The organism is Kitasatospora sp. NPDC056076 (genome assembly GCF_042266305.1).
GTDB lineage: Bacteria > Actinomycetota > Actinomycetes > Streptomycetales > Streptomycetaceae > Kitasatospora.
This window is the reverse complement of sequence record NZ_JBHJWG010000002.1, coordinates 131,388-149,940: the sequence shown is the minus strand read 5'-3', so window position 1 is coordinate 149,940 and position 18,553 is coordinate 131,388. Positions and strand designations below refer to the sequence as shown.

Sequence of the window (18,553 nt, the reverse complement as noted above, 5' to 3'; positions counted from 1 at the left end):
CGGACGACTTTCGGACCCGTTCGTCTCAGGCTCGCTGCAAACCGGCCCCGGCTCCGTCCGGGGCGGACGCGCACTGGGCCGGACGGGTACCTTCGGAGCGTGGCTGGTAATCGATACGACAGCGGTCAGGGCGCCGACCGTCCGCACGGCGGATGGTCGGCGCCTCCGCCGCCGCCGGGGGCGCCCGGGGGGTACGGGCGGGCGGACGGCCCCGTGGACGGGCCGGAGTACTTCACGGCCGCGCACCCGACGGCAGCGCCCGGCGGGCCGGGCACCCCGGGGACTCCGGGCACCCCGGGCGGCGGCGCGGGCGGTCCCGGGTCCACGGTCGGTGACGGGTACGACCCGTACGCGGCCGACCGGCCGGGCAGCACCCGGGCCTTCCCGACGGCCGGCGACCCGTACCGGGGCGGCGCCCCGTACGGGCAGCAGCAGCCGCCCTACGGCCAGGGCCACGGCCAGGGCCCGGACCAGGGCCAGTACGGCTACGACGGCGGCGGCTACGGGCAGCAGCCGCCGTACGCCCAGGAGCAGCAGCCCCCGTACGGCCAGGACAACGTCACCGTCTACCGCGCCGGCGGCCAGTCCGCCCCGCACGTCAGCGGGCCCCGGCCGCAGTGGCGCGAACTGTTCGTCGGCATCTTCCGGACCCCGACCGCGATCTTCGACCGCACCCGCGACCACCAGGTCTGGCTGCCCGCCCTCAGCGTCTCGCTGCTGTACGGCGTGCTCGCGGTGCTCGGCATCGGGCTGACCCACGACGACATCGTCAACTCGACCTTCTCGGTGGCGCTGACCGGCCTGCTCGCCGCCGCCATCGGCTTCACGGTGGCCGGTGCCGTCTTCGGCGCGGTCACCTACGCGCTGGCCCGCCAGCTCGGCGGCGACGGCCCGTGGAAGTCGACGGTCGGCCTGGCCGCGCTGATCGGCTGGCTGACCGACGCGCCCCGGCTGCTGCTCGACCTGGTGCTGCCCTCGGGCAGTGCGGTGGTGCAGGTGGTCGGCTGGGCGACCTGGATGCTCTGCGCGTACCTGCTGACCACCATGGTCCGACGGGTGCACGACCTGCCCTGGGGCAAGGCGGCGGCCGCGGCGGCGCTGCAGCTGCTCGCGCTGCTGGTGCTGATCAAGCTGCCGACGCTCGGGTGACCGGGCGGCAGCGGCCGGCGTGATCAAGGTCCCTGCCGCCGGTGCGGGGCCGACAGGCAGAATGGTGGGCGGGTCCGGCCGGAAGGCCCGGGCCCGCCCACCCTCGTTCGTCGACCACCAGCGGAGCCAGCCATGACCCTCCCCACCACCCACGTCAGCTTCCCGGCCGGGGCGGTGACCGGGGAGTCCCCGGTGCTGGCGGTGCACCCGCTGGCGGACGGCCGGTACGCGGTGGTGACCACGGCGACCCCGTTCCACCCGCTCGACCACACCTGGCCCGACCAGCCGGCCGACCACGGCACCCTCACCGTCGACGGCACCGAGCTGGCCGTGGTGGACTGCCTCACCGGCGCGGTCGGCCCGGACGGCGGCGCTCCGCTGGTCGGCGCCGAGATCCCGGTCAAGCGCGGGGACGAGGAGTGGTCCTGGCTGGTCCTGCACGTCCTCGCCGCCGACCCCGGCGACCTCGTCGGCCGTACCGCCGCGCTCGCCGTCGACACCGAGCGCCGGGCCGCCCTGAGCGCCTCGCACAGCGGCTGCCACCTGCTCGCCCTCGCCCTGAACGCCGCGCTCGCCCCGCGCTGGCGCAAGGACCCGGGCCGCTCCGACGCCTTCGGCAACCCCGACTTCGACAGCCTCGCCATGGCGAGCTCGGTGATGGACACCCAGGCCAGCACCGACACCTACCGGCTCGGCAAGTCGCTCAAGAAGAAGGGCTTCACGGTCGACGCCACCGAGGAGTTCCCCGCCCTCGCCGACGCCCTGCCCGCCCTCACCGAGGCCGTCAACACCCGGCTCGCCGCCTGGGTCGCGGCCGACGCCCCGGTCCGGATCGACGTCCCCGGCCCCGAGCTGACCGCCCGCCGCCAGTGGCACTGCGAGCTGCCCGAGGGCGGCGCGCAGATCTTCTGCGGCGGCACCCACCTGCACCACCTCGGCGAGCTCGCCGAGCTGCGCACCGAGCTGCGGCTGTCCGAGGACGGCGCCGAGCTGGTCGCCGTCACCAGCCCGAAGCGGGCCTGACACCGCTCGGGCGGGGTTCTGTCGGCTGTCCGGCGCCGCCGGTTGTCCGGCGCCGCCCGCTCCGCAGCCGTCCGGAAACGCCGCGGGCGGCCACCCCCCGGTCGAGGGGGTGGCCGCCCGTCGTGCGTGCGCTCTGCCGCGGCGCGGTCAGACCTCGCTGCGGTGGAAGTTCAGGTACGAGCGGGACGGCGTCGGGCCGCGCTGCCCCTGGTAGCGCGAGCCGTAGCGCGCGGAGCCGTACGGGTGCTCGGACGGCGAGGAGAGCCGGAACAGGCACAGCTGCCCGATCTTCATCCCCGGGTAGAGCTTGATCGGCAGCGTCGCGACGTTCGACAGCTCCAGCGTCACGTGACCGCTGAAACCCGGGTCGATGAAGCCCGCCGTGGAGTGGGTGAGCAGGCCCAGCCGGCCCAGGCTCGACTTGCCCTCCAGCCGGGAGGCCACGTCGTCGGGCAGCGTGATGACCTCGTACGTCGAGGCCAGCACGAACTCGCCGGGGTGCAGGATGAACGCCTCGTCGCCGTCCGGCTCGACCAGCCGGGTCAGGTCCGGCTGCTCCTCGGAGGGGTCGATGTGCGGGTACTTGTGGTTCTCGAACACGCGGAAGAAGCGGTCGAGGCGCACGTCGATGCTCGACGGCTGGATCATCGACGGGTCGAACGGGTCGAGGGCGACCCGGCCCAGGTCGATTTCGGTCCGGATGTCCTTGTCAGAGAGCAGCACGCTTCGAGGTTACGTGCACGACGGGGCCCCGGACGAATCCGTCCGGGGCCCCGTGTCCTCCCGTCGGCCGTCAGGCCAGGAACTCAGCGGCCTCCAGCCGCATCGCCCGAGCCAGTTGGGCCGTCGACAGCTCCCGTACGTCGGCCGGCACCGAGTTCCGCAGCCGTCCGCACTGCGGACAGCGGATCAACCGCCCGGGCCCGAGCCGCCCGGGACCGAGGTTCTGCATCGGGAACGTGGTGGTGCTGAACAGGTGCCCCTCGGCACAACGAACGACGGTGCGCTGCTCCATCGATCCCCTTCCCATCCCTAACCCAGTACTCACCCGTACTCATCGCGCCCCGGCGGCCTGGCCCCGGGACAGCGTCACATTAGGGGATGTTCCGGACATTCCACACCATGGCTCGCCGCCCCGACCCCACACCCACCGGGGCACTCGCACGCGGCCCAAACAGTACGCTCCCTGCCCGCCCCCACCGGGCTCCGCCACGGCCCGGGGCCGGCCGTGCGACCACTGTCGCGGATGGGGTACAGTGACACTGGAATGAGCAGTCTCTGACGGCTCATCAGGCGGGCGTAGTTTAATGGTAGAACATGAGCTTCCCAAGCTTAGAGCGCGAGTTCGATTCTCGTCGCCCGCTCCAGCAGTAAAGCCCCAGGTCAGCGACCTGGGGCTTTTGCGTTGTCCGGGCACCGCCGCGGGGCGGGGCGGGGTTCAGGGGATGCCGACGGTCTTCCGGGCGTTGTTGACGGCGTCCAGTTCGGTCCCGGCGCCGTAGCCGTTCTCGTTCTCGGCGAGGTCGGCGAAGGTGGCTTCGGCGGCGAGCTTCCGCCGGTTGCGGTGGCCGTGAGGTGGAAGGCGCGGTCGGGGATGCCCGAGCCCCGCCGTGTCGGTTGTCCTTGCCCGTCCGGGGCCCTCTGGCGCAGTGCCGTCCGATCAAGTGATCATCTCTATGACGTTCTGTCATGTTCCATTGCCAGAGAGGGTGTTCACGATGTTGGTCGACTGGCCCACCGAGACGTTCGTGCTGCGACTGCACCGCATTCCCGGCCTGGTGGCCGGTGCTCCGGCGGGGAGCCCGGAGGGCACTGCCGTGGTGCTCGCGCCCGAGGCCGGCGGTGACGGTGAGCAGTGGGTGGCCGAGCGGTTCCGGGTGCTCAACCACCGGATCCGGCACGTCGCCACCGGCCTGTACCTGACCGCCGAGGAATCGAGCCGGGGTGCCGCGGTCACCCTGCGGCCCAAGTTCCCCGACACCGGCAGCGACTCCTCGTACTGGCGGCAGGCCTGGCGGGCCTTCGTCCAGCGCGACACCGGTCGGCTGATGGCCGTGCACGACTCCTCCAACTGCCTCCTCGGCCTGGCCGAACCGGCTGCCGAGCGGCCCGGCGGACCGCTGGTCCTGGAGAAGGGTGCCGGGGCCGAGGACCGGTCCTGCACCGCCTGGGCGCCCGCGCCCCTCGCACCGCCGAAGCCCGCACCGGCTCCGGTGCCGAAGGCCACCGACCTCCCGGTGGGGACGGGCCGGGTCCGGGTGCCGGCCCGCCGCTACGAGAAGCGCGTGCGGACCATCGAGCAGATCTTCGACGAGACCAGCTTCCGGGAGGTCCCCGGCGACCTCCTCACCCCGGGCACCCGCATCGAGACCTTCGACTTCGACCAGTACTCCCAGGGCGACTGGTACCAGGAGGGGCGGGAGGGGAGTCTCGTGACCTTCACGGACAGCTACGACACGGCGGGTGCCGTACGCAGGGCCTTCCACCGGTTGAAGGGGGAGCCCGCCCGCTACGTGGACTCCGGGGAGGTGGACGTCCACTACGTCCCGCCGAAGCTCGTCGCCCGCACCAACTTCCCCGCCGCCCTGTTCGACCGCATCGGTGGCAGCGACGCCATCTTCCGGACGCCGTACCGGCTGCCCAACGGGCACGGCTTCTACAACCAGCCGGAGCGCCGCGAGGGCCTCTACTTCCCCAAGCGGGACGGCGCCGGCACCGTCGTGCAGTGGAACAAGACCTGGATCGCGGACAACGACACCACGTCCAAGGTCTTCCTCTGCTTCGACGGCCGCTACTTCATCGACCAGATGGACGTCACCTGGGCGGACGACGCGAAGGGCTGACCCCGGATCCGGTGGGGCCCGGGGCGGGGAACTGTCCGTGCCCGGGGGCCGTCCAAGGAGTGATGGAATGCCTGCCCGGGTTGAACGCCGGGGGGAGTACGGAGGGCCCTGTGCAGTCAGGTGGTGCCGAGCTGAACCTGGGGTGCCCGGACGGGTTCCGCGCCGGCGCGGTGGCCGTGCCGGACTGGTGGCCGGTGTTGGCTCCGGATGTGACGGTCGATCAACTCGACGCCGGGGAACGGTGCGAGGAGCTGCTGCGGGAGACCGTGGAGGGCCTCCGGCCGGTGCCGGTGTGGCAGGAGGCGGTGCCGCGGGCGGGGGTGCGGTTGGCGGCGCCCGGGCGGCGCGGCGCCGAGGTGCTCTGGTACGTGACCCGCGGGCGGGACCTGTTGACCGTCGTGTCCCCGGGCCGGCGGGCGGAGTTGGCGGGCGCGGTGGAGCGGCAGTGGCGGCGGCGGGGGTGGACGATCACCTCGCTGAACGCCGGACGGGACCGGCCCGGGGTCGCCGCGACGACTCGGGAGGGTTCTCAACTGGTGCTGTGCTTCGGCGAGTTCGGTGAGATCCGAGTGACCGCGAGCCAGCTCGGGGTGGCCCGCTCGGAGCGGGTGCCCGAGCTGCCGGGAGCGGGTGAGCCCGATCCGGCTCCGCTGCCCTACGTGCACTGTGCGTACTGGAGCGCACTGGTGTGACGGGCGGGGGCGGGTTACGGGGGAGGCGTGGAGCGAGTCCCCCCGGACCCGCTCCACGCCGCCACGTCGCGCGGCTTCGGCGCTGCCGCTCCCCCCGACACCCCGGCAGCCTCGCCGTTCCCCCCTGCACCACCCTCCGGCGAGAGCGTCCGCACAGACCCGGCGAGTCCCCACCCCCGGGGACGTCGTGCTCTCACGCTAACAAACCGCGTGGTTGGTTTGTCAATAGTGGGATCCACGAAAAATCCACAATCGTGGCGATGTGGTCGGGCCGGTGTGATGGGCGTCCCACCAGGCAGTTGTGACCTCGCCGGGGTGGTGGGCGGCCGGGCCGCACGCTCCCGGACGCGCGCAGCGCGCGGCCCGGAACCCGACATTCCATGCATCATGACAGCACGGAGTGACACCGCGCGAGTGCCCAGCGCAGCGGAGGAGCGGGCTCCGGAGAGCCGGGGCGGTCAGCGCAGCAGCCGGCGCTCCTTGGCCACCGCCACCGCGCCCGCCCGGGTGTCCACGCCCAACTTGTCGTAGATCCGGCCGAGATGGGTCTTCACCGTCGCCTCGCTGATGAACAGCGCCCGGGCGATCTCCCGGTTGCCCAGCCCCTGCGCCAGCTGTTCGAGGATGTCCTGCTCGCGCTCGGTGAGCTGCGGCGAGGGCGCCCGCATCTGCGCCATCACCCGGGAGGCGACCGGCGGGGAGAGCACCGTCCGGCCCCGGGCGGCCGCGTGGACGGCGGCGAACAGCTCCTCCGGCCGCTCGGCCTTCAACAGGTAGCCGGTGGCGCCGGCCGCGATGGCCCGGGTGATGTCGGCGTCGGTGTCGTACGTGGTGAGGACCAGGACGTGCGGTCCGCCCGGGGCGGCGGTGATCCGCCGGGTGGCCTCCACGCCGTCGATGCCCTCGCCGAGCTGGAGGTCCATCAGCACGACCTGCGGGGCCAGTGCGGCCGCCAGCGCGACGGCCTCCTCCCCGGTGCTCGCCTCGCCGACCACCTCGATGTCGCCCGCGCTGGCGAGCAGCGCCAGCAGGCCCGCCCGGACCACCGCGTGGTCGTCGCAGACCAGCAGCCGGACGCCGGCGGAACCGGTGTCCGGTGCGTCGCTCGACGGGGTGCGCGCTGCGTTCATCGGTGCTCCAGGGGGATCGCGGCGGAGACGACGGTGCCCTCGCCGGGGGTGCTCTCCACGGTCAGCGTGCCACCCAGCTGCCGCAGCCGGGCGCGCATGGCCGGCAGGCCGTACCCGCGGGTGCCGCCGGTCGCGCGGTACCCACCCGCCGTCGGATCGAAGCCCCGGCCGTCGTCGGCGACGTCCAGCACGGCCTGGTTACCCAGGAAGGACAGGGTGATCGCGGCCGTCGAGGCCCCGGCGTGCTCCCGGACGTTGGCCAGCGCGCCCTGGGCGATCCGCAGCAGCGCGGACTGCACGGCCGCCGGCAGCGGGACGGGCGTGCCGTCCAGGTGGAAGCGGACCGGCAGCCCGCTCTCGGCGGACTCCCGTTCGGCGAGCGCCCGCAGCGCGCGGTCCAGGGTGCCGCCGTCGGCGAGCTCGGCCGGGGCGAGGTCGTGGACGAAGCGGCGGGCCTCGGCGAGGTTGCGGGCGGCCACCTCGGCGGCGGTGCGGACGTGGGTGCGGGCGGTCGCCGGGTCGGCGTCCCAGGTGCGGTCGGCGGCCTGCAGCAGCATCTGCTGGCTGGACAGGCCCTGCGCCAGGGTGTCGTGGATCTCCATCGCCAGCCGCTCGCGCTCGGCGAGCGTGCCCTCGCGCCGTTCGGTGGCGGCGAGTTCGCGCCGGGTACGGACCAGGTCGGCGATCAGCGCGCGCTGCCGGGCGGCCTGCCGGGCCATGAACAGGAACACCCCGGTGGCCAGCGCGGCCACCGCGGGCGGCAGCAGGACGAGGGTGGCGTCCGCCGTGCCGGGCAGCCGGACCTCGGCGCTCACCACCAGCAGCGTCAGGGCCGCCACCAGCGGGATCGCCGCCTTCGCGGGCAGCGCCCGCAGCCCGGTGTAGATCAGCGGGACGGCGCACCAGGCGAAGCTCGGCGCGAGCAGCACCAGCACCACCCAGAGCGCGACCACCAGCGCCAGCGTCCACCGGCGCGGCCGGCCCGGCGGGGTCGGGCGGCGGTGGTCGAGCCAGGAGGCGGCCGGCTGGGCGACGGCCAGGGCTGCGCTCAGCCCGATCACCCAGGGGATCCGGGGGCTGTCGGCGTGGTGGGTGAGGTAGCGGCTGAGCGCGGCGGCGAGCAGCAGCAGGAAGGCGGAGTCCAGCAGCAGCGCCAGCCGTCCGGCGTCCGGGTCACCGGCGTCGCGCCCGCCGGGGGGCGGACCGGCGGACGGGCGGGGCTGCTGCACGGGGGGCTCCTGGCGCTACGGGCTCCGGACGGGGCTCGGCCGACGACCCACGGGGAGGCTGGCCGACGCCCGAGCAGTGTCGGGCGGGGCAGGGCGGGTGGAGTGGTACGGGCCGGCGCCCGCTGCACCGACCTGCGCCGATCCCTCGATGCTGACCCGTCCGGCCCGGTCCCGCATCAGCCGATCGGTTGACGCCGGCGTCCCCCATCATGCCCGGACGGTCGCGCCGGACCGTCGATGCCGCGCACCCGGATCCGGCCGGAGGATCGGAGCAGAGCCGGGCGGTCCCCCCGCCGCCCGGCCCCGGACCCGCCGCGGACCCCGCGGACCCGCCGTCCCGTTGAGGAGCTGGACCATGAAGAAGACCTCCGTGCGCACCCGGGTGCTGACCGGCACCGCCGCCGTCGCCGCGCTCGCCGCCGCCGGCGTCGGCGCCGTCTCGGCCAGCGCCGAGACCACCGAGACCCCGGCCTCCCCGGCCGCGGTGAAGGCCGACGCCCAGAACAGGAACCTCGCCCAGAGCACCGGCCTGACCGTCGACGCCGCCACCCGCGCCGCCCAGGCCGCCCTGGACGCGGCGACCAAGGCCGGCCAGCACGTCTCCGTCGCCGTGGTCGACCGGGACGGCGTCACCCGCGTGCTGCTCAAGGGCGACGGCGCCGGCCCGCAGGCCCCGGAGTCGGCCGAGCGCAAGGCCTTCACGGCGGTCTCCTGGAACGCCCCGACCTCGGAGCTGGCCAAGCGCCTGGCCCAGGCCCCGAACCTCAAGGACATCCCCGGCACGCTGTTCCTGGCGGGCGGCGCCCCGGTGCAGTCCAAGGGCGCTCCGGTCGCCGGCATCGGTGTCGCGGGCGCGCCCAGCGGCGACCTGGACGAGCAGTTCGCGCAGGCCGGCGTGGCCGCCCTGGCGAAGTGACCCGCCCCGCCCGGTCGGCCCGCCGCCGGGGCCGGCCGGCCGGGCGAACTCCCGTACCCGGCACCCGCCGTGCTCCCGGGCGACGGCCCGCGGCGGACTCGTTCGGGTGAACAAGGGGAGGGTCGCCGCAGAACAGGCGGTGACCCTTTGAAAAGCCGGTGTCGTTGTCAGTGCCGCGTGGCAGGCTTCCCGGTATGACGGCGTGGACCCTCAACGACATCGAACGTGCGATCCGCTCCTCCTGGGGTGTCGACACCTGCGCGCCCGAGGACCAGGCCCGCTGGCGTCCCGACAATCCCGCCCGCGGCCAGTGCGGGGTGACGGCCATGGTGGTGCACGACCTGCTCGGCGGCGAGCTGATGATGGGCGAGGTCCACGTCGACGGGGTCCGGACGGACCTCCACTGGTGGAACCGCTTCGCCACCGGCTTCGAGATCGACCTCACCCGGGAGCAGTTCGACCCGAACGAGCTGGTCGGCCCCGGCCGCCCGGTCGCCCGCCCGGCCCGCCCCGGCCGGCTCCAGGCCCAGTACGAGCTGCTGCGCCACCGCGTGGTCGCCGAGCTGGAGCGCGGCGCCTCGGCCGGCCGCCTCCGCCGCCCGGCCCGGGTCGCGTAGCCGCCCGGCCGGGGCGGCCCGCCCGTCCGGGGAGTCCTGGACATCCCCGGCCCGCCGGACTCCCCTGACGTACAGTCGCTCCCGGACGGACCAACGTACGGGTGACGGCGGCGGACGGAGTGCGCGGATGAGCGGGGCGACGGTCGGTTTCGTGGGGCTGGGCGCGATGGGGCAGGGCATGGCCGGCAGCCTGCTGCGCGCCGGCCACTCCGTACGGGTCTGGAACCGCTCGCCCGAGCCGGTGGCCGCCCTGGTGGCCCTGGGCGCCGAGGCGGCCGGCTCGCTCGCCGAGGTGTTCGCCGCCGACACGGTGGTCTCGATGCTGGCCAACGACCAGGCGGTCGAAGGGCTGCTGCTCGACCCGGGGCTGCTGGCGGGCGCGAAGGCGACCCTGCACGTCAACATGGCCACCGTCTCGCTCGCACTGGCCGAGCGGGCCGAGGAACTGCACGCCGGGCACGGCATCGGCTACGTCGCCGCGCCCGTCCTGGGCCGGCCGCCGGTCGCGGCGGCGGGGAAGCTCAACATCCTGGTCGCGGGCGCACCCGAACTGCTGGACCGCGCCGAGCCCCTGTTCGCCGCGATGGGCGAGCGCAGCTGGCACTTCGGCGACCGCCCCGGGCAGGCCAACACCGCCAAGATCAGCACCAACTTCCTGTTGGCCTGCGCGATCGAGTCGATGGCCGAGGCGTGCAGCCTGGCCGAGGCCCACGGGGTCCGGCCCACCGACCTGGTCGAGATGCTCAGCAGCACGCTCTTCCCCGGGCCGGTCTACTCCGGCTACGGCTCGATGGTGGCCGAGCGCCGCTACGAGCCGGCCGGGTTCCGGCTGCCGCTCGGTCTCAAGGACGTCGGCCTGGCCCTGGAGGCCGGGGCCGCGCGGCACGTCCCGCTGCCCTTCGGCGGCATCCTGCGGGACGCCTTCCTGGACGCGCTGGCGCACGGCGACGGCGAGAAGGACTGGGCGGCCGTCGCCGAGGTCGCCCGCCGCCGGGCCGGGCTGCCGGCCTGACCGGCCGCCGGAGCCCCTGGCCGGGGCCGGAACCCCTGGCCGACCGCCGGAACCCCTGGCCGGGGCCGCGGAATACCCGGCGGTCCGCCGGTGCTCGCTCGGGTGTCCACAGCACCTGACAGGGGGAGTACCGATGACCGACCAGCCGTCCGACGCCGGGGCGCCGCGCCGTTTCCTGTTCCTGGACGCGAGCTCGCGCGTCGGCGGGAACACTCAGCAACTCGCCCGGCTGGCCGCCGAGTCGAGCCTGCCCGAGGGCGCCGAGCAGCAGTGGCTGCGGCTCGACGAGCACCCGCTGCCGCCCTTCCAGGACCTCCGGCACACCGGTGACGGCCGCTACCCGGAGCCGGTCGGGCACGAACGGACGCTGTTGGAGGCCACCTTGGCGGCCACCGACCTGGTCCTCGTCGCGCCGCTGTACTGGTACACGATGCCGACCAGCGCCAAGCTCTACCTCGACTACTGGTCGGCCTGGTTCCGGGTGCCCGGGCTGGCCTTCCGGGACGGCATGCGCGGGGGCACCCTGTGGGACGTCACCGTGCTGGCCGGGACGGAGGAGCACGTCGAGCCGCTGATCGGCACCCTCAAGCTGACCGCCGAGTACATGGGGATGCGCTGGGGCGGCGCGCTGATCGGCAACGGGACCAAGCCGGGGGACGTCCTGCGCGACGAGCGGGCGCTGATCGCGGCCAAGTCCTTCTTCGCGGGCTGATCCGACCGGAGACGGCTGGAGGCGGCCCGGGGCAGTCCGGGCCGCCTCTGCGCGGACCGACGGATTCAAGCCACCCGGGCCCGTGCGCTACTGTCTTCGCGGGCGTGTACCCGTCACTTTGCGGTCGTCCTTTGCCGAGGTGCAAAAGCCCTACCGTCGGACGGAGTTGGGCGATTCGGGCGCCCCGGGCCCGGTCGTGGAACGGAACCGGGCACCCGCCTTCCGAAGTGGCCGAATCGTTCGGTACTCTCCGTCGGAATTTCAGCTTCGCGGGGGAGTGGCGGCACCCACAGCCGCCCCCTCGCGCCCGGGCCTCGCCCGGACACTTCCGTGAGGTCTCCTTGTCCATACGTCGCAGTCTTGCCCTGGCCGGCGTCGCCGCGCTCACGTCCTCGCTGGTGCTCACCGGCGCCCAGGGCGCCATGGCCGTCGGCTCCACCGGCACCCCGTCCGCCGCAGCTCAGGCCGCGCAGGCGAACCACCAGAACCTCGACCTCTCGGTGCGGGGCGTCCCGGACACCTTCGTCGCCGGCGGTGACGCCCGCGTCTTCTCCTACCGGATCCAGAACTCGGCGAAGAACGACTTCGTCGCCTTCCCGCTCCTGAAGTTCAAGAACAAGGCCGGCTCGCTCAAGGCCAAGGACCTCAAGGTCGAGTACCAGCTGCCGGCCGGCCTGCCCGGCGGCGGCACCTGGCGGACCGGCTCGATCGCGCCCGGTGGCGGCGACGGCGACGACAGCGCCGTGCTGATCCTGCTCGGCGGCGTGAACGACGGCGGCCCCGCCGACGACGCGCTGCTCTACCTCGCCCCCGGCAAGCGGATCGACATCGACGTCCGGGTCTCCTTCACCAAGGACACCCCGCTGGGCAAGGCCGGCGTCGTCCCGGTGGTCTTCTCGGCCAACGCCGACGACGAGTCCGACAACGGCCACTTCAGCTGCGACGGCATCAAGGGCGCCGGCTTCACCATCAAGGCCGGTGGCGGCGGCAAGCCCACCCCGACCCCCACGCCCACCAAGACCGGCAAGCCGACCCCGACCACCAGTGCGTCGCCCTCGGCCACGACCACGGGGACCCCCACCACGGCGCCGACCACCCCGGCCCCGACCACTCCGGCGCCGACCACCTCCGCGCCGACCACCCCGGCCACCGGCACCGCCTCGCCGTCGGCCTCCCCGACCGACTCCGGCGCGCCGGCCACCCCGGCCCCGACCGCCAGCAGCACCGACGTGCAGCAGCCGATCGACTTCCCGGTGGACGTGCCGAAGGTCACCCCGCCGAAGATCACCCCGGCCGTCGTCACCAAGGCCAAGACGGCCGCCGCCGACGCCGGCAAGACCCTCGCCACCACCGGTGGCGGTGACGACACCACCATGATCGCGGCCGCCGGTGGCGCCGTCCTGGTCGCCGGTGTCGGCACCCTCGTGGTGCTCCGCCGCCGCAAGGCCGGCCAGCAGGGCTGATCCGGGGCCGACCCGGGCCCGCCCGGAGCGGCTCCCGCTCGATCGACCCCGTGCCGCCCGGCCGCCGCCGGGGACGGACCTCCCGTCCCCGGCGGCGCGGCGCCGCCGCCCCCCGAGGGGCTGCGGCGACGGGCGGCACGGGCGGTTCTCCTCCGTCACATAGGATGTCCGGCCGGAGGGGGCGGAACGGCGGGGAGAGGTACAGGTGCGGGGAGATCGCACGGCACGGGCCACCACCGACTACGAAGCCACGACCGGTCGGATCGCGGGTCTACCGCTCCGCCGGCACCACGTGCTGCTGACAGCGTGGACGGTGCTCTGGTTCTTCCTGGTGGAGCCCAGCGGCGGCTTCTCCTGGCACTACCTGCGCCAGGGCGAACAGCTGCTGTTCAGCGGCCAGCCCGACGGCGGCCTCTCGCTCTACGCCCACCACCCCGAGCTGCAGATCGGCCCGGTCAGCCTGGCCGCCGCCCGGCTCACCGCCCCGTTCTCGCCGCACGTCGGCCAGCTGATCGCCGAGGCGGCGAGTGCCGGGCTCGGCCTGGTGATGCTGGTGCTGGTCGGCCGCACCGCCGCCCTGTACTACCTCGGCACCGGCACCAACCACCGCCGGCTCCAGCAGCGGCTGCTGATCGCCGGGCTGGCGTTCATCCCGATGTGGGTCGAGGTGTCCGTCCGCTTCGCGCACCTGGACGACGTCCTCGCGCTGTTCTTCACCACCCTCGCCGCGCACGCCCTGGCCCGCGGCAAGCCCGTCCAGGTCGCGGTGTTCCTGGCCCTGGCGGTCGATTCCAAGCCCTGGGCGCTCGCCTTCGCCCCGCTGATCCTGGCCCTGCCCCGGCCCGCCTGGCTGCGCACCGTGCTCTGGTTCTGCCTGCTGGTCGCGGTCGCCTGGCTGCCGTTCTACCTGGGCAACCTGGACACCATGGCGGCGGCCAAGTTCACCATCCCGAACCAGCCCGCCTCCGCGCTGCGCTGGTTCGGGGTCACCGACCCGGCCACCCCCTGGTGGGACCGTCCGACCCAGTTCGCGCTGGGCATCGGCCTCGGCTGCGTGGCCGTCTGGCGCGGGCGCTGGCCGGCCGTGGTGCTGCTCGGGGCGGACGCCCGGATCCTGCTCGACCCGAGCGTCTACACGTACTACACGGCCTCGATCCTGCTCGGCACCCTGCTCTGGGACGCGGTCGGCCAGAAGCGGCTGGTCCCGTGGTGGAGCTGGATCGCGCTGGCGGCGCTGTACGGCGGCACACTGTTCCTGCCGTCCGACGCGGCCCGCGGCTTCGTCCGGCTCGCCTTCGTGGTGGTCTCCGCCGCGTACGTGCTGCTCTGGCCCACCCAGCAGTCCCGCCGGCCGCGGCCACCGGCCCAGGGCGGCGGGGAGGGCCGCCGGCGCTCCGCCCGGCGGCGCGAGCGGGAGCTGGTCGACGCCTGAGGCCTCCCGGAACACGGCTTGACCCTCACGCGACGTGAGAGCGGAGGGTGGTGGTCACCACCAGGGAGGAGCTCCGGATGAACGGGGACGAGGGCTACGCGGTCGGCGCCGTGGCGAAGATCGCCAAGGTGACCGTCCGCACCCTGCACCACTACGACGAGATCGGACTGCTGTCCCCCGCGGGACGCACCCGGGCCGGCTACCGCCGGTACGTGGACGCCGACCTCGACCGGCTGCAGCAGATCCTGTTCTACCGCGAGCTCGGATTCGCCCTGGAGGAGATCACGGCGATCCTGGACGACGACTCGGTCAGCCCGACCGAGCACCTCCGGCGTCAGCACCGGCTGCTGACCGACCGGATCGGCCACCTCCAGGAACTCGCCACCGCCGTCGAACACGCCATGGAGGCACGCAGGATGGGCATTCAGCTGAGCCCGGAGGAGAAGTTCGAGATCTTCGGCGAGGGCTACCGCGAGGAGTGGGAGCAGGAGGCCGAGCAGCGCTGGGGGAAGACCGAGGCCTGGGCCGAGTCCCAGCGGCGCACCGGCGCCTACACCAAGGCCGACTGGCAGCGGATCCAGGAGGAGATGGCCGGGCTCAACGCCCGCCTGGTCGCGGCCGTCACCGCCGGCGACCCCGCCGACGGCACCGCGGCCATGGACCTCGCCGAGGAGCACCGGCAGCACATCTGCCGGAACTTCTACGACTGCACGTACACCATCCACCGCGGCCTGGCCTGCCTCTACGTCGAGGACCAGCGCTGGACCGCCACCTACGAGGAGCTGGCCCCCGGGCTGGCGCAGTGGCTGCACGACGCCGTCGTGGCCAACGCCGACCGGCACGAGAAGGCGTAGCGCAGGCGCCCGCTACGCGACCCCGCGCCCGAAGGAGCGCCGGTAGGCGGTCGGTGAGGTGCGCATCACCCGGCCGAAGTGGTGGCGGAAGGTCGCGGCGCTCTCGAAGCCGACCGCCACGGCGACCTCCTCCACCGAGCCCTCCGGCGACTCCAGCAGCGTCAGACTGGCCGCGATGCGCTGGGTGACGACCCAGCGCATCGGGCTGGTGCCGTTGCGGGCGGTGAAGTGCCGCAGGTACGAGCGGTCCGACATCCGGGCGGCCCGGGCCAGCACCGAGACGGTGAGCGGCTCGGCCAGGTGGTCCAGCGCCCACTGCATGCTGCGGGCGACCCCGTCCTCGTCCTCCTCGACCGGACGGACCGCGGCCTCGATGAACTGCGCCTGCCCGCCGTCCCGGTGCGGCGCCACCACGAAGCGGCGGGCCACGCTGTTGGCCACCTTGGCGCCGTGGTCCCGGCGCACCAGGTGCAGGCACAGGTCGATCCCGGCGGCGCTGCCCGCGCTGGTCAACACGTCGCCGTGGTCGACGTACAGCACGTCCGGGTTGACCCGCACCCGCGGGTAGCGCTGCTGGAGGAGGTCGGCGTACCGCCAGTGGGTGGTCGCCTCCTTGCCGTCCAGCAGTCCGGCGGCGGCCAGCGCGAAGGCGCCCGAGCAGATCGAGACGATCCGGGCGCCGCGCTCGTGCGCCGTCCGCAGCGCCTCGACCAGGCCGGGGGAGACGTCGCCGCCGAAGGCGTTGCGCACGCCGGGGACGATGACGGTGTCGGCCGCGGCGAGTTCGTCCAGGCCGTGCCGGGCGGTCAGCGCGAAGCCGCCCACCGCGTCCAGGGGCGTGCCCGGCCGGTCCGCGCACACCTTCAGCCCGTACCAGGGCGCGGCCAGCAGCCCGCCCAGCTCGGGCCGGGCCAGCCCGAACACCTCGACCACCACGCCGAGTTCGAACGGTGCCATGCCCTCGAAGGCGTACACCGCGAGGTCGTGCACGGGCTCCGGGCGGCGGCCGATGGTGACGGCCACCGGCCGCGGCCGGACGGACGCGGCCGCGTCGACCGGCTCCTCGACGTACTGCTCGGCCATGCGAACCCCCTGCTCACGGGTGCCGGAACTGCCGGTGAGTGTAGTCGTCGCGGCCCGCCCCGAACTTCCCGCGAACTTCCCGCGAATCCCCCTGCAACCTCCACCCGCGCCGCACGTCCATCACTACGGGGGCGGAGGGATCCGGGTCGGACGCGGCTGCGAGGATCTCCCCGATCACGATCTTGATCAGGTGCCTGACGGTCCGGCGAGCACGCCGCCCACCGTCCCGGGGGAAAGCAGAACCGCACATGTCCATGGCCATCGGCCCGATCGCCGCGCCACGGTGGGGGCGCGGCTTCTCCGTCCGCGCGGCCCGCGGAGTCCGGGGCGCGGTCGTCGCGCTGTTCGGTGCGCAGGAGGCCGGTGCGCCGGACTCCGTGCTCACCGTCGAGCAGCAGCAGCCGGCGCAGCGCCGCTCCGGCTTCCGGCTGGTGCGCGGCGGCCGCGGTCCCGCGGAGGACCGGCCCACGCTGACCGACCTGTACCACGCCCACCGGCTGGGCCTGGTCCGGATGGCGGTCCTGCTGGTCGACCACCAGGACCTGGCCGAGGACGTCGTGCAGGAGGCCTTCACCCAGCTCTACCAGCGTCACGGCGAGCACCTGGACGACCTCGACAACGCACTCGGGTACCTGCGGACCTCGGTGGTCAACGGTGCCCGCTCGATGCTGCGCCGCCGCCGGACCGCCCGGGAGTACGTGCCCCCGCACGAGGCGGACGCCCCCTCCGCCGAGGACCACGCGGTGCTCAACGACGAGCACCGACGGGTGCTCGTCGCCTTGCAGGAGTTGACCCCCCGCCAGCGTGAGGTGCTGGTGCTGCGCTACTGGTCCGACATGTCGGAGGCGCAGATGGCCGAGACCCTGGGGCTCTCCCGGGGCGCCGTGAAGTCCACTGCCAGCCGGGCCCTGGACGCCCTGGAGAAGCACCTGGAGAAGGTTCGATGACCGACAAGTTCCCCCGCCCGGGCGGCGGTGACGGCGGTGGGCCGGCCGAAACCGCGACCGAACGGCTGCTCCGCGAGGCGATGGACGCCCGGGCGTCCCTGATCACCGTCCACGGCCTGCGCCCGGCCGCGCCCCCGCGGGGCCGGGTCCGCAGGCTCCGCCCGGTGTACCTGACCGCCGTGCCGGTCCTCGCCCTGGCCGCCTCCCTGGGGATCGGCCTGCTCGCCTTCCACGGCGACCCGGTCGCCAAGCAGGACGTCCCCCCGCCCCCGGCCGCGAGCATCACCGCGCCCCCGACCCCCGGCCCGGACGCGACCCCCACCCCGGACGCCTCGCCCACCCCGGCCGGCACCGCCCCCACCACTGGCGGTCCCGCCGCGGACCGGCCGCTCTCCGACCTCGTCCCGTCCTCGTCCGGCTCGGGCGTGCCGACCGGGCCGGGCACGCCGTACACCTTCCGCGGCGTCAAGTTGAAGGTGCCGGCCGGCTGGAAGGCCGTGCCGCTCTCGGACCAGGCGGTCTGCCTGCTGAGCCCGGGCGCGCCGACCGATCCGCAGCGGAACTGGTCGTCGGCGGTGTGCGCGCCGTACGGCGTCCAGGTCACGGTCTACAACTCGGCGGGCGAACTCCAGGGCGGTGCCTGGCCGACGACGGCCGACCTGGACGCCCCGGCCGGCTGGGCGCACCAGGGCAGTTGCCCGGTCTGGGGCAACCCCCACCCGCCGGCGGCGGGCGAGATGAACAGCGCGGGGCCGACGAAGAGCGCGGTCACCGTGGCGGGGAGTCCCGCGGTCAGGTCGCAGTGGCAGGTCACCTGCGGCAGCGACTCCTTCACGACCCAGCTGTGGGCCCTGCCCAAGGACCAGGTCTTCGTCTCGGCACAGGGGCTCAGGTCCGACTACCAGCCCGGGCTGACGGCCATCGTCAACAGCCTGGACCCGAGCGGCCACCAGGCCCCGGCAGCGGCGGAGCCCGGCCCGAACGACCTCGCGGTCAGCATCGACGGCCTCTCCTCCGGCCAGCAGATGCGGATCGGCAGCGCGGTCGCCACCTTCTCGGTGACCTTCCGGAACACCGGACAGGGCACCTACGACCAGGTCCAGCCGCTGCTCTTCACCGACCGCTACGGGGGCACGCCGACCGCGCCCGGCCAGCAGCTGCCCAACGACGGCAAGCTGGAGGTGCAGACGGACGGCGGCTGGTCGGTCCGGGCGATGTCCCGGGGGAGCGACACGTCCTACGCGGTGGCGCAGGACCAGGACGTCTTCTCGCTGGGCCCGGGGCAGAGCAGGCGGCTGACCTATCGGCTGACGATCGGGCCCAAGGACGGGACCGGGGACATGCCGCTGAGGGCGCAGGCCCTGGTGCCGTACCGCGGCAGCGGCGACCTGACCGTGCTCGGGCACCAGGACATCGCGCTCAGGATCGTCCAGTAGCGCGCAGGGCCCGGC

Annotated in this window: 18 protein-coding genes, 1 tRNA gene and 1 pseudogene; 15 read left to right on the top strand and 5 right to left on the bottom strand. The window is 74.2% G+C overall.

Translation table 11 applies throughout. The features are described 5' to 3' along the window. The first annotated feature begins 99 nt into the window (after positions 1 to 99). The gene (locus ACFC1T_RS02855; RefSeq protein WP_375882701.1) at positions 100 to 1,149 is read left to right on the top strand and encodes a Yip1 family protein; all 1,050 of its coding nucleotides are present in this window, start codon (positions 100 to 102) and stop codon (positions 1,147 to 1,149) included. 132 nt (positions 1,150 to 1,281) lie between these two features. Beyond that, positions 1,282 to 2,172: a metal-dependent hydrolase gene (locus ACFC1T_RS02850; protein ID WP_375882699.1), complete on the top strand. Its 891-nt coding sequence runs from the start codon at positions 1,282 to 1,284 to the stop codon at positions 2,170 to 2,172. 147 nt (positions 2,173 to 2,319) lie between these two features. Here the strand turns inward: ACFC1T_RS02850 and dcd are convergent, their stop codons facing one another. Together dcd and ACFC1T_RS02840 are read right to left on the bottom strand one after the other, a co-directional pair. After that, complete coding sequence (gene dcd / locus ACFC1T_RS02845; protein WP_375882696.1) at positions 2,320 to 2,895, bottom strand: dCTP deaminase; 576 nt, start codon at positions 2,893 to 2,895, stop codon at positions 2,320 to 2,322. 70 nt (positions 2,896 to 2,965) lie between these two features. Continuing rightward, positions 2,966 to 3,202 (bottom strand): hypothetical protein, encoded by a 237-nt coding sequence (locus ACFC1T_RS02840; RefSeq protein ID WP_375882694.1) that lies wholly within the window; start codon positions 3,200 to 3,202, stop codon positions 2,966 to 2,968. A 263-nt stretch (positions 3,203 to 3,465) separates the two neighbouring features. Here ACFC1T_RS02840 and ACFC1T_RS02835 point away from each other — a divergent pair. The 3 genes from ACFC1T_RS02835 (at position 3,466) to ACFC1T_RS02825 (ending at position 5,707) form a co-directional block, all read left to right on the top strand. Then, positions 3,466 to 3,539, top strand: a tRNA-Gly gene (locus ACFC1T_RS02835). A gap of 351 nt (positions 3,540 to 3,890) precedes the next feature. Then, positions 3,891 to 5,015 (top strand): RICIN domain-containing protein, encoded by a 1,125-nt coding sequence (locus ACFC1T_RS02830; RefSeq protein WP_375882692.1) that lies wholly within the window; start codon positions 3,891 to 3,893, stop codon positions 5,013 to 5,015. A 110-nt stretch (positions 5,016 to 5,125) separates the two neighbouring features. After that, positions 5,126 to 5,707 (top strand): hypothetical protein, encoded by a 582-nt coding sequence (locus ACFC1T_RS02825; protein ID WP_375882690.1) that lies wholly within the window; start codon positions 5,126 to 5,128, stop codon positions 5,705 to 5,707. A gap of 458 nt (positions 5,708 to 6,165) precedes the next feature. Here the strand turns inward: ACFC1T_RS02825 and ACFC1T_RS02820 are convergent, their stop codons facing one another. Next, positions 6,166 to 6,837: a response regulator gene (locus tag ACFC1T_RS02820; RefSeq protein ID WP_375882688.1), complete on the bottom strand. Its 672-nt coding sequence runs from the start codon at positions 6,835 to 6,837 to the stop codon at positions 6,166 to 6,168. Then, positions 6,834 to 8,066, bottom strand: a complete 1,233-nt coding sequence (locus ACFC1T_RS02815; protein ID WP_375882686.1) for a sensor histidine kinase — start codon at positions 8,064 to 8,066, stop codon at positions 6,834 to 6,836. The genes ACFC1T_RS02820 and ACFC1T_RS02815 overlap by 4 nt, the downstream gene beginning before the upstream one ends. Before the next feature lie 355 nt (positions 8,067 to 8,421). Here ACFC1T_RS02815 and ACFC1T_RS02810 point away from each other — a divergent pair, with 355 nt between their 5' ends. The 8 genes and pseudogenes from ACFC1T_RS02810 (at position 8,422) to ACFC1T_RS02775 (ending at position 15,072) form a co-directional block, all read left to right on the top strand. Then, positions 8,422 to 8,982, top strand: a complete 561-nt coding sequence (locus ACFC1T_RS02810) for a heme-binding protein (protein WP_375882684.1) — start codon at positions 8,422 to 8,424, stop codon at positions 8,980 to 8,982. 194 nt (positions 8,983 to 9,176) lie between these two features. Next, positions 9,177 to 9,599, top strand: a complete 423-nt coding sequence (locus ACFC1T_RS02805) for a hypothetical protein (RefSeq protein ID WP_375882681.1) — start codon at positions 9,177 to 9,179, stop codon at positions 9,597 to 9,599. A 61-nt stretch (positions 9,600 to 9,660) separates the two neighbouring features. Next, positions 9,661 to 10,191 (top strand): annotated as a pseudogene (locus ACFC1T_RS02800) (NAD(P)-dependent oxidoreductase); the annotation flags it as partial. After that, positions 10,183 to 10,611, top strand: a complete 429-nt coding sequence (locus ACFC1T_RS02795) for an NAD-binding protein (RefSeq protein ID WP_375882926.1) — start codon at positions 10,183 to 10,185, stop codon at positions 10,609 to 10,611. The pseudogene ACFC1T_RS02800 and the gene ACFC1T_RS02795, both read left to right, overlap by 9 nt. A 133-nt stretch (positions 10,612 to 10,744) precedes the next feature. Continuing rightward, entirely contained in the window at positions 10,745 to 11,323 is a 579-nt protein-coding gene (locus tag ACFC1T_RS02790; protein WP_375882678.1) for a flavodoxin family protein, read from the top strand. Between the two features lie 341 nt (positions 11,324 to 11,664). Next, positions 11,665 to 12,786 carry an LPXTG cell wall anchor domain-containing protein gene (locus ACFC1T_RS02785; RefSeq protein WP_375882676.1) on the top strand — a complete coding sequence of 374 codons (1,122 nt, stop codon included), beginning with the start codon at positions 11,665 to 11,667 and terminating at the stop codon, positions 12,784 to 12,786. Positions 12,787 to 13,078: 292 nt separating this feature from the next. Continuing rightward, the gene (locus ACFC1T_RS02780) at positions 13,079 to 14,218 is read left to right on the top strand and encodes a hypothetical protein (protein WP_375882674.1); all 1,140 of its coding nucleotides are present in this window, start codon (positions 13,079 to 13,081) and stop codon (positions 14,216 to 14,218) included. Positions 14,219 to 14,295: 77 nt separating this feature from the next. Further along, positions 14,296 to 15,072 carry a MerR family transcriptional regulator gene (locus ACFC1T_RS02775; RefSeq protein ID WP_375882672.1) on the top strand — a complete coding sequence of 259 codons (777 nt, stop codon included), beginning with the start codon at positions 14,296 to 14,298 and terminating at the stop codon, positions 15,070 to 15,072. A gap of 12 nt (positions 15,073 to 15,084) precedes the next feature. Here the strand turns inward: ACFC1T_RS02775 and ACFC1T_RS02770 are convergent, their stop codons facing one another. Then, positions 15,085 to 16,155, bottom strand: a complete 1,071-nt coding sequence (locus ACFC1T_RS02770; RefSeq protein WP_375882670.1) for a helix-turn-helix domain-containing protein — start codon at positions 16,153 to 16,155, stop codon at positions 15,085 to 15,087. Positions 16,156 to 16,403: 248 nt separating this feature from the next. Here ACFC1T_RS02770 and ACFC1T_RS02765 point away from each other — a divergent pair, with 248 nt between their 5' ends. Both ACFC1T_RS02765 and ACFC1T_RS02760 read left to right on the top strand, forming a co-directional pair. Continuing rightward, positions 16,404 to 17,102: an RNA polymerase sigma factor gene (locus tag ACFC1T_RS02765; protein WP_375882667.1), complete on the top strand. Its 699-nt coding sequence runs from the start codon at positions 16,404 to 16,406 to the stop codon at positions 17,100 to 17,102. Then, a complete protein-coding gene (locus ACFC1T_RS02760; RefSeq protein WP_375882665.1) occupies positions 17,099 to 18,538 on the top strand; it encodes a hypothetical protein in 1,440 nt (479 codons plus the stop codon). Before ACFC1T_RS02765 ends, ACFC1T_RS02760 begins: the two co-directional genes overlap by 4 nt. Positions 18,539 to 18,553: the final 15 nt, after the last annotated feature.